The sequence below is a fragment of the Streptomyces roseofulvus genome, assembly GCF_039534915.1.
In the GTDB taxonomy this organism is placed as follows: Bacteria; Actinomycetota; Actinomycetes; order Streptomycetales; family Streptomycetaceae; genus Streptomyces; species Streptomyces roseofulvus.
In genome coordinates this window covers 1186534-1200722 of record NZ_BAAAWE010000001.1, presented here as the reverse complement: position 1 = coordinate 1200722, position 14189 = coordinate 1186534, and the positions used below count along the sequence as shown (strand labels likewise).

The following is a 14189-nucleotide window of genomic DNA, read 5'->3' as shown; positions in this document are numbered from 1 at the left end:
TCGTGCTCACGGGGCGATCCCTTCGTACGCGGGGACGGCCGGGAAGGCCGCGAAGTGACAGGCGGCGGCACGGCCCGGGGGCCCGCCGAGCGCCGGCCGCTCGGTGGCGCACCGCTCGCGCTCCTCCGCCGTGCCGGCGGCCGCGCGGGCGCAGCGGGGCGCGAAGGCGCAGCCGGGCGCCGGGTCGAGGAGGGACGGCGGGGTGCCGGGGATCGCCCGGAGCGGTACGTCGTCGGGGTCGTCGAGCCGCGGCAGCGAGTCGAGCAGCCCGCGGGTGTACGGGTGCGCGGGGGAGGCGAACAGGGCGTCCACCGGGGCCTGTTCGGCGGCGCGTCCGCCGTACATGACGAGCACCTCGTGGGCGACCCGGGCGACCACGCCCAGGTCGTGGGTGATCATGACGACGGAGAGCCGGCGCTCCTCCTGGAGGCGGGCGAGCAGGTCGAGGATCTGGGCCTGCACGGTGACGTCGAGGGCGGTGGTCGGTTCGTCGGCGACGAGCAGGTCCGGTTCGCAGACCAGCGCCATCGCGATCATCACCCGCTGGCGCATGCCGCCGGAGAACTGGTGCGGGTACTCGCCGACGCGCCGCTTCGGCTCGGGGATGCCGACCTCGGCGAGCGCCTCGACGGCGCGGGCCCGGGCGGCGGCCCGGCGGGTGCCGAAGTGGACGCGGTGGTGTTCGGCGATCTGCTCGCCGACCGTGTAGTACGGGTGGAGGCTGGAGAGCGGGTCCTGGAAGATCATCGCCATCCGCCGGCCGCGCAGCCGGTTGAGCTCCTGGTCGGGCAGGCCGACGAGTTCGCGCCCGTCGAGCGTGACGGAGCCGGTGACCTCGGCACCGGTGTGCAGGCCCATGACGGCGAGAGAGGTCACGGACTTGCCGGAGCCCGACTCGCCGACGATGCCGAGGGTGCGGCCGTGCGGCACGTCGAAGGAGAGGGAGTCCACGGCCCGGACGGGGCCGCGGGGGGTGGGGAAGGTGACGCTGAGGTCCCGGACGGTCAGGAGCGGGGCGGGGTCGGCCATCAGTACCTCACTCGCGGGTCGACGACGGCGTACAGCAGGTCCACGGCCAGGTTGGCGACGACGATGAAGGTGGCGGCGAGCAGCGTCACCCCGAGGATGACGGGCTGGTCGCCGGTGGTGAGGGCGCCGTAGAAGAGGCGCCCGACGCCGGGCAGTCCGAAGAGCGACTCGGTGATGACGGCGCCCGCGAGGAGCCCGCCGAGGTCCATGCCGAAGATGGTGAGGACGGGGGTCATCCCGGCCCGCAGGCCGTGCTTGACGACGACGGTGCGGCGCGGCAGGCCCTTGGCCCGGGCGGTGCGGATGTACGGCTCCGCCATGGACTCGATCATCGCGCCGCGGCTCTGCCGGGCGTACATCGCGGCGTACAGGATCGCGAGCGCCAGCCACGGCAGCAGCAGGTTGGAGGCCCAGGACACCGGGTCGGAGGTGAGGGGGACGTACTGCGGGTAGGGGAGCAGTCCGGTGAGCCGGATCAGCCCGTAGATGAGGAGGACGGAGGTGAAGTAGACGGGCAGGGAGGCGGCGGCGACCGCGCCGACCATCAGGGCCCGGTCGGTGAGGCTGTCCTTGCGGAGCGCGGCGGTGACGCCGGCCGACAGTCCGAGGGCGAGCCAGAGGACGGCGGCGCCGACCGCGAGCGAGGCGGAGACGGGCAGGCGGTCGACGAGCAGGTCCCAGACGCCCTCGCTGTTCTCGTACGAGTAGCCGAGGCAGGGGAAGTCGCAGTGCAGGGCGTACTGGCCGGTGCCCATGGTCCGGCCGGTGAAGATGCCGGTGACGAAGTCGGCGAACTGCCGCCAGAGCGGGGCGTCCAGACCCATGTGGGCGCGGATGGCGGCCAGGCGCTCGTCGCTGCAGGCCTTGCCGCAGGCGGCGGCGGCCGGGTCGGAGGGCAGGACGTAGAAGATGGTGAAGGTGACGGCGGCGATGGCGAGGAGCACGCCGAGCACGCCGAGGAGCCGGCGGCCGAGGTAGAGGATCACGTACGGTTCCCCCGGGGGTCGAGGACGTCGCGCAGCGCGTCGCCGAGGAGGGTGAACGCGAGGACGGTGAGGAAGAGGCAGAGGCTCGGGACGAGGAAGTACATGGGGTCCGTGTCGTAGTACGAGACGCTCTCGGCGATCATCTGGCCCCAGGACGGGGTCGGCGGGCGGACCCCGACGCCGAGGTAGCTGAGCGCCGCCTCGGTGGCGATCATGCCGGGGACCATCAGCGTGGTGTACGCGATGACCGGCCCGGCGACGCCCGGGAGGATGTCGCGGGCGAGGATCCGCCAGGGCCCGGAGCCGCCGACGCGGGCCGCGTCGACGTACTCGCGGTGCTTGAGGGAGAGGGTCTGGCCGCGCACCACGCGGGCGACGCCGGGCCAGCCGAAGAGGCCGATGACGAGGATCATCAGCAGCATCCGGTCGACGTCCCTGGCCACCGACATCATCGCGATCATGAAGATGAGGGAGGGGAACGACATCGTGAGGTCCATCAGCCGGGAGAGCACGGTGTCGGTGCGGCCGCCGAAGTAGCCGGCGGCGACGCCGGCGGTGGTGCCGGCGAGGACGACGATCGCCGTGGCGGCGAAGGCGATGAGCAGCGAGACCTGGGCGCCGTGCACGACGCGGGCGAACAGGTCGCGGCCGGTGACGGGTTCGACGCCGAGCCAGTGCTCGGCGGAGACGCCGCCGAGCGGCCCGATCGGCAGTCCGCCGAGGTACGGGTCGACGGCGGACTTGTCGAACTCCTCGGGGCCCCAGCCGCCGAGCGCGCTGATCAGCGGGGCCGCGACCGTCATCACCGCGAACAGGGCGACGACGGCGAGGGAGACCTTGAGGGAGGCCCGGCGGCGGAGTTCCGCGCGGACGAGCCGCCAGGCCCCGCCGCCCCGGCGCCCCGGAGGGGACGTGGTGGTCGTGGTGGTGGTCATCGGAGGGGCGTCCTTCAGTTCGTGCTCTTGGACGGGTCCTTGAGGCCGACGGTGGCGTAGTCGATCTGGCCGCCCCAAGAGGTGTGGCCGAAGGCTCCGGCGATGTTGGTGCCGAGGACGAGCGGGCGGCGCTTCACGGCGCCGGGCGCGACCGGGGCCTTGGCGAGGATCTGGGCGTCGAGCTCCTGCCAGGCCTTGTTGGCCGCGTCGCCGTCGGTCATGGCGGCGATCTCGTCGATCCGCTTCTGGGTGGCGTCGTCGCGGAAGAGGGAGTGGTTGCCGGAGTTGCCCTTCTCCTTGATGGAGCGTCCGTCGAAGACGAACGGGAGGAAGGTGGAGCCGGAGGGGAAGTCGGGGCACCAGCCCGTGTAGACGAGGTCGGTGCGGTTCCGGGTGTCGCCGATGGTGTCGTAGAAGGCGGACGGGTCGACGGTCTCGATGGTCACCTTGATGCCGGCCCGGCCCAGGGCCTGCTGGATGGCCTCGCCGATCGCCTTGTCGCCGCTGGAGACGGTGAGGGCGGTGGCGAAGCCGTCGGCCTTCCCGGCCTCCTTGAGCAGGGCCTTGGCCTTCTCGGGGTCGCCGGCGAGCGGGATCCTGAGGGTGTCGGGCTGCTTGCCGCCGGCGAAGAGCGCGCCGGGCATGGCGGCCGTGGAGGCGTCGGTGAGGGCGGGGCCGCCGGCGGCGGTGACGATCGACTCGCGGTCGAGGGCGTACTGCACGGCCCGGCGCACCCTCACGTCGTCGAAGGGGGCGCGGCCGGTGTGCATCTGGAGCATCTCGTTGCACGTGCTGGACTCGGCGAGGAGACGGGACTTGACCTCGGGCTTCGTCAGCACCTTGGGGGTGGACTCGGGGCGGAGGGCGGCCCACGGGACGGCGGAGGCGTCGGCGCCGGAGGACGCGATGAGGCGGTCGTCGACCTGGGTGCCCTTGAGGCCCATGGTGACGACGATCCGGTCCGGGTACGCCTTGCGGACGGTGTCGGTCTTCGGGTCCCAGTGGGTGTTGCGGACCAGGACGAGCTGCTTGTCGCGGGCGTAGGTCTCGATCTTGTACGGCCCCGAGGAGAACGGGCGGTTGTCGTACTGCGGGCCCTTGTCCTGCTTCGGCGGCACCGGGGCGAAGGTCGGCAGGGTGGCGGCGAAGGGGAACTCGGCGAAGGCGGTGTGGAGTTCGAAGACGATGGTGCGGGCGTCGGGGGTCCTGATCGAGTCGAGGTGCCTGCCCTCGGCCGGGCCCTGGTACCCCTTGGCGCCGGCCAGGTAGCGGGCCGCGTAGTCGGGGCCGCCGGGCAGGTCGGGGGAGAAGGACCGCTCGACGTTGTGCTTGATGTCCTGGGCGGTGATCGGGGTGCCGTCCTCGTACTTCAGGCCGGGCTTCAGCCGGAAGGTCCAGGTCTTCGCCCCGTTCGAGGGGGTGCCGAGGTCCTCGGCGAGGTCGGGGACCAGCTCGCTGCCCTTGGCGCCGGGTTCGGCCTTGTAGGTGACGAGGGTGCGGTAGAGCAGCCGGGTGCCGAAGTCCATGTCGGGCATGACCCAGTTGCGGGCCGGGTCGAGGTGGGAGAAGTCCTGGTTCGACAGGACGGAAAGGGTGCCGCCCTTCTGCGGTGTGCCGCCGAGGACCGCCCCCGCGTTGGCGGCGGCGGGGTTCCTGCGGTCCGGCCCACCGGACGGGCCGCCGGAGGAGCCGCCGGAACAGGCCGTGAGGCCGACGGCGAGGGTCGACACCAGGGCGACGGCCAGGGTGGGGGTGCGCTTGGTCATGGGTCACTCCGAGGAAGAGCGGGAGAACGGTCGGACAGCCAGAGCGGCCGGAATGTGACCCGTAACATAGTAATGTGAAATTGCACTGACAAGGTGTGGGATCCCGCTCGGCCGGTCCGTTACCCATCCGTGTCCGGGACGCGGGCGTTCCGGCTGGGCGTCGGGCCGTCTGTTTGCGCGGAGACTGCAACCGACTGTCATTCTCTTGCGATACTTGCGCTACTCTTGCGCGCATGACGCGACGACTTGCTCAGGTGGCGAAGAAGGTGGGGGTCAGCGAGGCGACGGTCAGCCGGGTCCTCAACGGCAAGCCCGGGGTGTCCGAGGCGACCCGCCAGTCCGTCCTCACCGCCCTGGACGTGCTCGGCTACGAGCGCCCCACCCAGCTCAGGGGCGAACGCGCCCGGCTCGTCGGACTGGTCCTGCCCGAGCTGCAGAACCCCATCTTCCCCGCCTTCGCCGAGGTCATCGGCGGCGCCCTCGCCCAGCAGGGGCTCACCCCCGTGCTCTGCACCCAGACCAAGGGCGGCGTCTCCGAGGCCGACTACGTGGAGCTGCTCCTCCAGCAGCAGGTCTCCGGCGTCGTCTTCGCCGGCGGACTCTTCGCGCAGGCCGACGCGCCGCACGACCACTACCACCAGCTCGCCGAGCGCAACATCCCGGTCGTCCTCGTCAACGCCTCCATCGAGGGCCTGGACTTCCCCTGCGTCTCCTGCGACGACGCCGTCGCCGTCGAACAGGCGTGGCGCCATCTCGCCTCCCTCGGCCACGAGAAGATCGGGATGCTGCTCGGCCCCGCCGACCACGTGCCCTCCCGCCGCAAGCTCGACGCCGCGCGGGCCGTCGCCGAGGCGGCCGGCACCCCGCTCCCCGACGCGCACGTCGTCCGCTCGATCTTCTCCCTCGAAGGCGGTCAGGCCGCCGCCAACCGCCTCCTCGAAGCGGGCGTCACCGGCATCGTCTGCGCGAGCGACCCGCTCGCCCTCGGCGCCATCCGGGCCGCCCGCCGGCGCGGGCTCGTCGTCCCCGCCGACGTCTCCGTGGTCGGCTTCGACGACTCGGCCTTCATGAACTGCACCGAACCGCCGCTCTCCACGGTCCGCCAGCCCATCGAGGCCATGGGGCGCGCCGCCGTCGAACTGCTCTGCGCCCAGATCCAGGGCGTGCACTCGCACCCGGGCGAACTGCTCTTCGAGCCCGAGCTGGTGGTGCGCGGCTCCACGGCCCCGCCGGCCGCCGCCCGCTAGCGGAGCGCGTACCGCACCCCTCCAGGCACCGGTTCCTCCCGCCGCCCCACGCGGCCGGGCGGACCGGTGCCTTCGTCGTTTCTGTGCGCTCTCCGTTGACAAGGGCGTCATCCAGTAGAAACCTGTGCCCGCAACGACCGCAAAACTTTGACTGAATAACTCAAAAACCATGCGAGTCACGCGTCAGGCTCACGGAGGGCCCTTGATGACATCCCTACGACACGGCCTGCGGCTCACGATCGGCATGCTGATCGCCGCGCTGGTCGCCCTCGGGCTGCTGCCCGCTCCCGCGTACGCCGCCGCCGCGGCGGACCCCGACCTCGCCCTCGGCAGACCCGCCACCGCGTCCGGCGCCCACGGCGCCTACCCGGCCGGCAACCTCACCGACGGCAGCCAGGCCAGCTACTGGGAGGGCCCGGCCGGCGCCTTCCCGCAGTGGGCCCAGGTGGACCTCGGCGCCGCCGTCGACGTCGACCGCGTCGTCCTGAAACTCCCCACCGGCTGGGAGCCCCGGGACCAGACCCTCGCCGTCCTCGGCTCCACCGACGGCAGCGCCTTCACCACCCTGGCCGGAGCCCAGGCGCGCCGCTTCGACCCGGCCGCCGGCAACGCGGTCGCCCTCGACCTCGACGGCGCCCGGGCCCGCCACCTCCGCGTGCAGATCACCGCCAACACCGGCTGGAACGCGGCCCAGCTCGCCGCCGTCGAGGTGTACGGCGAGCCCGGCACCGTCGAACCGCCGGTCGGCGGCACCGACCTGGCCCGCGGCAAGCCGGTCGAGGCGACCTCGGTCACCCAGAACTACCAGGCCGCCAACGCCAACGACGGCTCCACGGCCACCTACTGGGAGTCCGCCGGCTTCCCCGCGAGCCTCACCGTGAAGCTCGGCGCGGACGCCGACGTCGCGGGCGTCGTCGTCAGGCTCGACCCGGATCCGGTGTGGGCCCCGCGCACCCAGTCCTTCGAGATCCAGGGCCGCGCCGCCGGCGCCACCGCCTTCACCACCCTCGCACCGCGCGCCGACCACGCCTTCAGTCCGTCCTCCGGGCAGAACACGGTCACCGTCCCGGTGACCGCCCGCACCGCCGACGTACGGCTCGTCTTCCACTCCAACACCGGGGCCCCCGGCGCCCAGGTCGCCGAGCTCCAGGTCCTCGGCACCGCCGCCCCCGCCCCCGACCTCGTCGTCACCGATCTCACCTGGACCCCGGCCGCCCCCAGCGAGACCGACGAGGTCACCGTCCGCGCCACCGTCCGCAACACCGGCACCGCCGCGGCCCCCGCCGCCACCGTGCAGGTCAGCGTCGAGGGCGCGGTCGCGGGCACCGCCCCCACCGCCTCCCTCCCGGCCGGGGCCGCCACCACGGTCGACATCCCCGTCGGCCGCCGGCCCGTGGGCGCCTACACCGTGTCCGCCGTCGCCGACCCGGCCGGCGCCGTCCCCGAACTCGACGACTCCAACAACAGCCGCACCGCCGCCTCGAAGCTCACCGTCGGCCAGAGCCCCGGCCCCGACCTGATGGTCACCGGCATCACCGCCAACCCCTCGGCCCCGGCCGTCGGCGCGCCCGTCTCCTTCACCGTCGCCGTCCACAACCGCGGCACCACCGCGGTCGCCGCCGGCACCGTCACCCGGCTCTCCGCCGGCACCACCACCCTGAACGGCACCACCGGCGCCGTCGGCGCGGGCCAGACCGTGACCGTCCCGGTCGCCGGCACCTGGACCGCCACCAGCGGCGGCGTCACCCTGACCGCCACCGCCGACGCCACCGGCACCCTCGCCGAGACCGACGAGGACAACAACGTCCTCACCCGCTCGATGGTCGTCGGGCGCGGGGCCGCCGTCCCGTACACCGAGTACGAGGCGGAGGACGCCCGCTACCAGGGCACCCTGCTCACCGCCGACCGGCTGCGCACCTTCGGGCACACCAACTTCGCCACCGAGTCCTCCGGGCGCGCGTCGGTGCGGCTGGACGCGAGCGGCCAGTACGTCGAGTTCACCTCGGTCAACCAGGCCAACGCCCTCACCGTCCGCAACTCCATCCCGGACGCGGCGGCCGGCGGCGGCCAGGAGGCCACCCTCAGCCTGTACGCGAACGACGTCTTCGTGCGGAAGCTGACCCTCTCCTCCAAGCACTCCTGGCTGTACGGCACCACCGACGACCCGGAGGGGCTGACCAACCGGCCCGGCGGTGACGCCCGCCGGCTCTTCGACGAGTCGCACACCCTCCTCGAGCGGTCCTACCCGCCGGGCACCCGCTTCCGGCTGCAGCGCGACGCGGGGGACACCGCCGCCTTCTACGTCCTCGACCTGATCGACCTGGAGCAGGTGGCCCCGGCCGCCGCCCAGCCGGCCGGCTGCGTCTCGATCACCGCGTACGGCGCCGTGCCGAACGACGGCCTCGACGACACCGACGCGATCCAGCGGGCCGTCACCGCCGACCAGAAGGGCGAGATCGGCTGCGTCTGGATCCCGGCCGGACAGTGGCGCCAGGAGCAGAAGATCCTCACCGACGACCCGCTGAACCGGGGCCAGTACAACCAGGTCGGCATCCGGGACGTCACCATCCGCGGCGCCGGCATGTGGCACTCCCAGCTGTACACGCTGACCCCGCCGCACCAGGCCGGCGGCATCAACCACCCGCACGAGGGCAACTTCGGCTTCGACATCGACGCCAACACGAAGATCTCGGACCTCGCCATCTTCGGCTCCGGCACCATCCGGGGCGGCGACGGCAACGCCGAGGGCGGGGTCGGCCTCAACGGGCGCTTCGGTCAGGGCACGAAGATCAGCAACGTCTGGATCGAGCACGCCAACGTCGGCGTCTGGGTGGGCCGCGACTACTCCAACATCCCCGAGCTGTGGGGGCCGGGCGACGGCCTGGAGTTCACCGGCATGCGGATCCGCAACACCTACGCCGACGGCATCAACTTCGCCAACGGCACCCGCAACTCCACCGTCCACGACTCGTCCTTCCGCAACACCGGCGACGACGCCCTGGCCGTCTGGGCCAGCAAGTACGTCAAGGACACCTCGGTGGACGTCGGCCACGACAACCACTTCCGCAACAACACGGTCCAGCTGCCCTGGCGGGCCAACGGCATCGCGGTCTACGGCGGGTACGGCAACACCATCGAGAACAACGTGATCGCCGACACCATGAACTACCCGGGGATCATGCTGGCCACCGACCACGACCCGCTGCCCTTCTCCGGGCAGACCCTGATCGCGAACAACGCGCTGCACCGCACCGGCGGCGCCTTCTGGAACGAGGACCAGGAGTTCGGCGCGATCACCCTCTTCGCGCAGGGGCCCGACATCCCCGGCGTCACCATCCGGGACACCGACATCCTCGACTCGACCTACGACGCCATCCAGTTCAAGACGGGCGGCGGGGCCGTCCCCGACGTGCGGATCAGCGACGTCCGCATCGACGGCACGGTCAACGGCTCCGGGATCCTCGCCATGGGCGGGGCCCGCGGCAGCGCCACCCTGACCCGGGTCACCTTCGCCGACACGGCGGAGGGGGACGTCGTCGTCGAACCCGGCTCGCAGTTCACGGTGAACCGGGGCTGAACCACCCCGCCGGAACGGCGGTCCGCACCCCCGCGGACCGCCGCTTCGGCATGCCCGCGCACCCCCTCCGACGGGCGCTCAACTCGCCCGGTCCTACCGGTAGACGACCCTTCGTTCCTCTGGAACTCTCTGAGCGTCCCGCGCAAGGAATCGACATCTGAGCGCGAATTCTGGACACATCCCTTGAGTGAGAGACCGAGGAGCGATGAGGATCCGCAACTGGAGATCACGGGGCCTGAGCGCCGTGATCGCGACGAGCCTGCTGGCGCTGGGCGGTCCCCTGACGACCGCGCAGGCCGCCGGAGGCCCGAACCTCGCCCTGGGCGACACCGCCGGGGCGAGCAGCGCGCACGCCGAGTACGGCGCCGCGAACGTCACCGACGGCAATCAGGGCACGTACTGGCAGAGCGCCGGCTCCGCCTTCCCCCAGTGGGTGCAGGCCGACCTCGGCACCGCCACCCGCGTCGACGAGGTCGTGCTGAAGCTGCCCGCCGGCTGGGAGAGCCGGAACCAGACCCTCTCCGTGCAGGGCAGCGCCGACGGCACGAGTTTCACCACCCTGAAGACCTCGGCAACCTACGCCTTCACCCCCGGCTCCGGGAACACCGTCACCATCGCCTTCCCGGCCGCCCAGACCCGTTTCGTACGGGTCGACATCACCGCCAACACCGGCTGGCAGGCCGCCCAGCTCTCCGAACTGGAGGTGCACGGCGCCGACGGCACCTCCGCGAACCTCGCCGCCGGGAAGACCCTCACCGCCAGCGGCCACACCCAGACGTACGTGGCGTCCCACGCCAACGACGGCAACCGTGCCACCTACTGGGAGAGTCCCGGCGGCGCCTTCCCGCAGTGGCTCCAGGCCGACCTCGGGGCCGCCCTGCGCGTCGACCGGGTCGTGCTGCGGCTGCCCGACACCTGGGAGCCCCGCAGCCAGACCCTGAAGATCCAGGCCGGTACGGACGGCACCTCCTTCACGGACCTGACCGCCGCCCAGGCGTACGCCTTCGACGCGGCGAGCGGGCGCAGCGCGACGGTCTCCTTCGGCGCCACCACCGCCCGGTACGTCCGCGTCCTCGTCACCGCCAACACGGTGCAGAACGCGGCCCAGTTCTCCGAGCTGGAGGTCTACGGGCCGGCGGGCGGCGACACCCGGGCGCCGACCGCGCCCGCGAACCTGGCGTACACGGAGCCCGCCTCCGGGCAGATCCGCCTCACCTGGAGCGCGGCCACCGACGACACCGGCGTCACCGCGTACGACGTCTACGCCGACGGCGCCCTGCTGACCACCGTCGCCGGGAACGTCACCACGTACACCGACATCCGCCCGGCGGACCGGACGGTGACCTACAAGGTCAGGGCGCGGGACGCGGCAGGCAACCAGTCCGGCGACTCCAACGCCGTGACCAGGACCGGGGACACCGGCGACACCCAGGCGCCGACGGCCCCCGCGAACCTGGCGTACACGGAGTCCGGTGCCGGCCGGATCCGGCTCGCCTGGACCGCCTCCACCGACGACACGGGCGTCACCGGCTACGAGATCTACGCGAACGGCGCCCTGCTGACCACCGTCGCCGGGAACGTCACCACCCACACCGACACCCAGCCCGCCTCCGCGACCGTCACCTACCGGGTACGGGCCAGGGACGCGGCGGGCAACCGGTCCGGCGACAGCAACAGCGTCACCCGGAACGGCAGCGGCGGCACCGGGTCCAACCTCGCCGTGGCCAAGCCGATCAGCGCCTCGTCCACCGTGCACGCCTTCGTCGCCGCCCACGCCAACGACGACAGCACGGCCACCTACTGGGAGGGCGCGGGCGGCAGCTACCCGAACGCCCTCACCGTGCGGCTCGGTGCCGACGCCGACCTCGACCGGCTCGTCCTGAAGCTCGATCCCGGCAGCGCCTGGGGTGCCCGCTCCCAGACGATCGAGGTCCTCGGCCGCGGCCAGGACGCCACGGGCTTCACGAGTCTCGTCGCCGCGAAGAGCTACGCCTTCGACCCCGGCAGCGGCAACCAGGTGACCATCCCGGTGACCGCCAGGACCGCCGACGTGCAGCTGCGGATCACCGCCAACACCGGCGCCCCGGCCGGACAGGTCGCCGAGTTCCAGGTGATCGGCGTCCCGGCGCCCAACCCCGACCTGCGGGTCACCGGGCTGACCGTCTCGCCCGCCTCGCCCGTCGAGTCGGACCCGATCACGGTCTCCGCCACCGTCCGCAACGACGGCACCGCCGCCGCCCCGGCCAGCGGCCTCGCCGTCCGCCTCGGCGGCACGAAGGTCGCCACGGCGGCGGTCGGCGCGCTCGCCGCCGGGGCCCAGACCACCGTCTCGGCCTCGATCGGGGCCCGCGACGCCGGCTCGTACGAGCTGAGCGCGGTCGCCGACGAGGGCGGGGCGGTCGTCGAACAGAACGAGACCGACAACACCTACACCAGCCCCACCGCGCTCGTGGTACGGCCGGTGGACAGCTCCGACCCGGTCACCGTCTCGGTCGCCACCTCGCCGTCCAGCCCCTCGGCCGGCGACACGGTCACCTTCAAGGCCGTCGTCCGCAACCAGGGCACGGTGGCGACCGCCACCGGCACCCACGGGGTCACGCTCACCCTCCTGAACGACCAGGGAGGCACCGTGAAGACCCTCACCGGCTCGTACGCCGGGCCGCTGGCGGCCGGGGCGCGGACGGAGGTGAGCCTCGGGCCGTGGACGGCCGCCGACGGCTCGTACACCGTCCGCACGGTCCTCGCCGACGACCCGAACGAGCTGCCGGTGAAGCGGGCGAACAACACCGCCACCCAGCCGCTCTTCGTGGGGCGCGGCGCGAACATGCCGTACGACATGTACGAGGCGGAGGACGGCACCCCGGGCGGCGGCGCGACCGTCGTCGGGCCCAACCGCACCGTCGGCGACATCGCGGGCGAGGCGTCCGGCCGCAGGGCCGTGAACCTGGACGCGACCGGCGAGTACGTCGAGTTCACCACCCGGGCCTCGACCAACACCCTGGTCACCCGCTTCTCGATCCCGGACGCCCCGGGCGGCGGCGGCATCGACTCGACGATCAACGTCTATGTCGACGGGGTCTTCCGGAAGGCCCTGCCGCTGACCTCGAAGTACGCCTGGCTGTACGGCTCCGAGACGGCTCCCGGAAACTCCCCGGGCGCGGGCGGACCGCGGCACATCTACGACGAGGCGCACCTGATGCTCGGCGAGACCGTGCCGGCCGGCAGCAGGATCCGGCTCCAGAAGGACGCCGCGAACACCTCCACGTACGCGATCGACTTCGTGAACCTGGAGCAGGTCGCGCCGGTGGCGAACCCGGACCCGGCGGCGTACGCCGTGCCGGCGGGCTTCGGCCACCAGGACGTGCAGAACGCCCTGGACCGGGTCCGGATGGACACCACGGGCGCCCTGACGGGCGTCTACCTGCCGCCGGGCGACTACCAGACGTCGGGCAAGTTCCAGGTGTACGGCAAGGCCGTGAAGGTGGTCGGCGCCGGGCCCTGGTACACCCGGTTCCACGCCCCCGCGACCCAGGAGAACACCGACGTCGGGTTCCGGGCCGAGGCGACCGCGAGGGGCTCGCTCTTCAAGGGCTTCGCCTACTTCGGCAACTACACCTCGCGGATCGACGGGCCGGGGAAGGTCTTCGACTTCGCGAACGTGTCGGACATCGTCATCGACGACATCTGGAACGAGCACACGGTGTGCCTCTACTGGGGCGCCAACACCGACCGGATCACCCTCAGGAACTCCCGGATCCGGAACCTGTTCGCCGACGGGGTCAACATGACCAACGGGTCGACGGACAACCTGGTGACCAACAACGACGCCCGGGCCACCGGCGACGACAGCTTCGCGCTGTTCTCGGCCGTCGACGCCGGCGGCGCGGACATGAAGAACAACGTCTACGAGAACCTGACCAGCACGCTCACCTGGCGGGCGGCGGGCGTGGCCGTCTACGGCGGCTACGACAACACCTTCCGCAACATCCACATCGCCGACACCCTGGTCTACTCCGGCATCACCATCTCCTCGCTGGACTTCGGGTATCCGATGAACGGATTCGGAACCGCTCCGACGACCTTCGAGAACATCTCGATCGTCCGGGCCGGCGGCCATTTCTGGGGCGCCCAGACCTTCCCCGGGATCTGGGTCTTCTCGGCCTCCAAGGTGTTCCAGGGGATCCGGGTGAACCACGTCGACATCGTCGACCCCACCTACAGCGGGGTGATGTTCCAGACGAACTACGTGGGCGGCCAGCCGCAGTTCCCCATCAAGGACACGGTGTTCACCGACATCTCGATCACCGGAGCGCGCCGGTCCGGTGACGCCTTCGACGCGAAGTCCGGCTTCGGCCTGTGGGCCAACGAGCAGCCGGAGGCAGGCCAGGGTCCCGCCGTGGGCGAGGTGACCTTCAACGGGCTGCGGATGAGCGGCAACGCCGTCGACATCCGCAACACCACCTCCACCTTCCGGATCACCGTCAATCCGTAGCCGTTCGCCGTCGACCGGGGGCCCGGCAGGCCCCGGAGAGGCCGGTGCGAGCCGCTTTGCGCGGTTTGCGCCGGCCTCTCACGCATGCAAGGTTGCGCTTCACTGTCGAGCATTTACGAAATCAGCGCGATATCTTGCGTTCACTTGTCGGGGGTGG

General features: G+C 72.1%; 7 protein-coding genes. 3 read left to right on the top strand and 4 right to left on the bottom strand.

Going from position 1 to position 14189, the window contains the following annotated elements; all coding sequences use genetic code 11:
• Positions 1–6 precede the first annotated feature (6 nt).
• From ABFY03_RS05455 to ABFY03_RS05440, 4 genes are read right to left on the bottom strand one after another with little or no spacing between them, the layout of a single operon-like run.
• Positions 7–1029: an ABC transporter ATP-binding protein gene (locus ABFY03_RS05455; RefSeq protein WP_319010967.1), complete on the bottom strand. Its 1023-nt coding sequence runs from the start codon at positions 1027–1029 to the stop codon at positions 7–9.
• Positions 1029–2015: an ABC transporter permease gene (locus tag ABFY03_RS05450; RefSeq protein WP_319010968.1), complete on the bottom strand. Its 987-nt coding sequence runs from the start codon at positions 2013–2015 to the stop codon at positions 1029–1031. Before ABFY03_RS05450 ends, ABFY03_RS05455 begins: the two co-directional genes overlap by 1 nt.
• Positions 2012–2950, bottom strand: a complete 939-nt coding sequence (locus ABFY03_RS05445; RefSeq protein ID WP_319010969.1) for an ABC transporter permease — start codon at positions 2948–2950, stop codon at positions 2012–2014. The genes ABFY03_RS05450 and ABFY03_RS05445 overlap by 4 nt, the downstream gene beginning before the upstream one ends.
• 14 nt (positions 2951–2964) lie before the next feature.
• Positions 2965–4716, bottom strand: coding sequence for an ABC transporter substrate-binding protein (locus ABFY03_RS05440; RefSeq protein ID WP_346169337.1), 1752 nt, complete (start codon positions 4714–4716; stop codon positions 2965–2967).
• A gap of 233 nt (positions 4717–4949) precedes the next feature.
• Between ABFY03_RS05440 and ABFY03_RS05435 the strand changes: the two genes are divergently transcribed.
• The 3 genes from ABFY03_RS05435 to ABFY03_RS05425 all read left to right on the top strand — a co-directional run bounded on the left by ABFY03_RS05435 (position 4950) and on the right by ABFY03_RS05425 (position 14032).
• Positions 4950–5963, top strand: coding sequence for a LacI family DNA-binding transcriptional regulator (locus tag ABFY03_RS05435; RefSeq protein WP_319010971.1), 1014 nt, complete (start codon positions 4950–4952; stop codon positions 5961–5963).
• 205 nt (positions 5964–6168) lie between these two features.
• Positions 6169–9540 carry a CARDB domain-containing protein gene (locus tag ABFY03_RS05430; RefSeq protein WP_346169336.1) on the top strand — a complete coding sequence of 1124 codons (3372 nt, stop codon included), beginning with the start codon at positions 6169–6171 and terminating at the stop codon, positions 9538–9540.
• A 205-nt stretch (positions 9541–9745) separates the two neighbouring features.
• Positions 9746–14032, top strand: coding sequence for a discoidin domain-containing protein (locus tag ABFY03_RS05425; protein WP_346169335.1), 4287 nt, complete (start codon positions 9746–9748; stop codon positions 14030–14032).
• Positions 14033–14189: the final 157 nt, after the last annotated feature.

Excerpts from the sequence above, each read along its gene's own strand:
- ABFY03_RS05430 (WP_346169336.1), top strand. The coding sequence starts at position 6,169 with ATGACATCCCTACGACACGGCCTGCGGCTCACGATCGGCATGCTGATC.
- ABFY03_RS05455 (WP_319010967.1), bottom strand. The coding sequence starts at position 1,029 with ATGGCCGACCCCGCCCCGCTCCTGACCGTCCGGGACCTCAGCGTCACC.
- ABFY03_RS05445 (WP_319010969.1), bottom strand. The coding sequence starts at position 2,950 with ATGACCACCACCACGACCACCACGTCCCCTCCGGGGCGCCGGGGCGGC.
- ABFY03_RS05425 (WP_346169335.1), top strand. The coding sequence starts at position 9,746 with ATGAGGATCCGCAACTGGAGATCACGGGGCCTGAGCGCCGTGATCGCG.
- ABFY03_RS05440 (WP_346169337.1), bottom strand. The coding sequence starts at position 4,716 with ATGACCAAGCGCACCCCCACCCTGGCCGTCGCCCTGGTGTCGACCCTC.
- ABFY03_RS05435 (WP_319010971.1), top strand. The coding sequence starts at position 4,950 with ATGACGCGACGACTTGCTCAGGTGGCGAAGAAGGTGGGGGTCAGCGAG.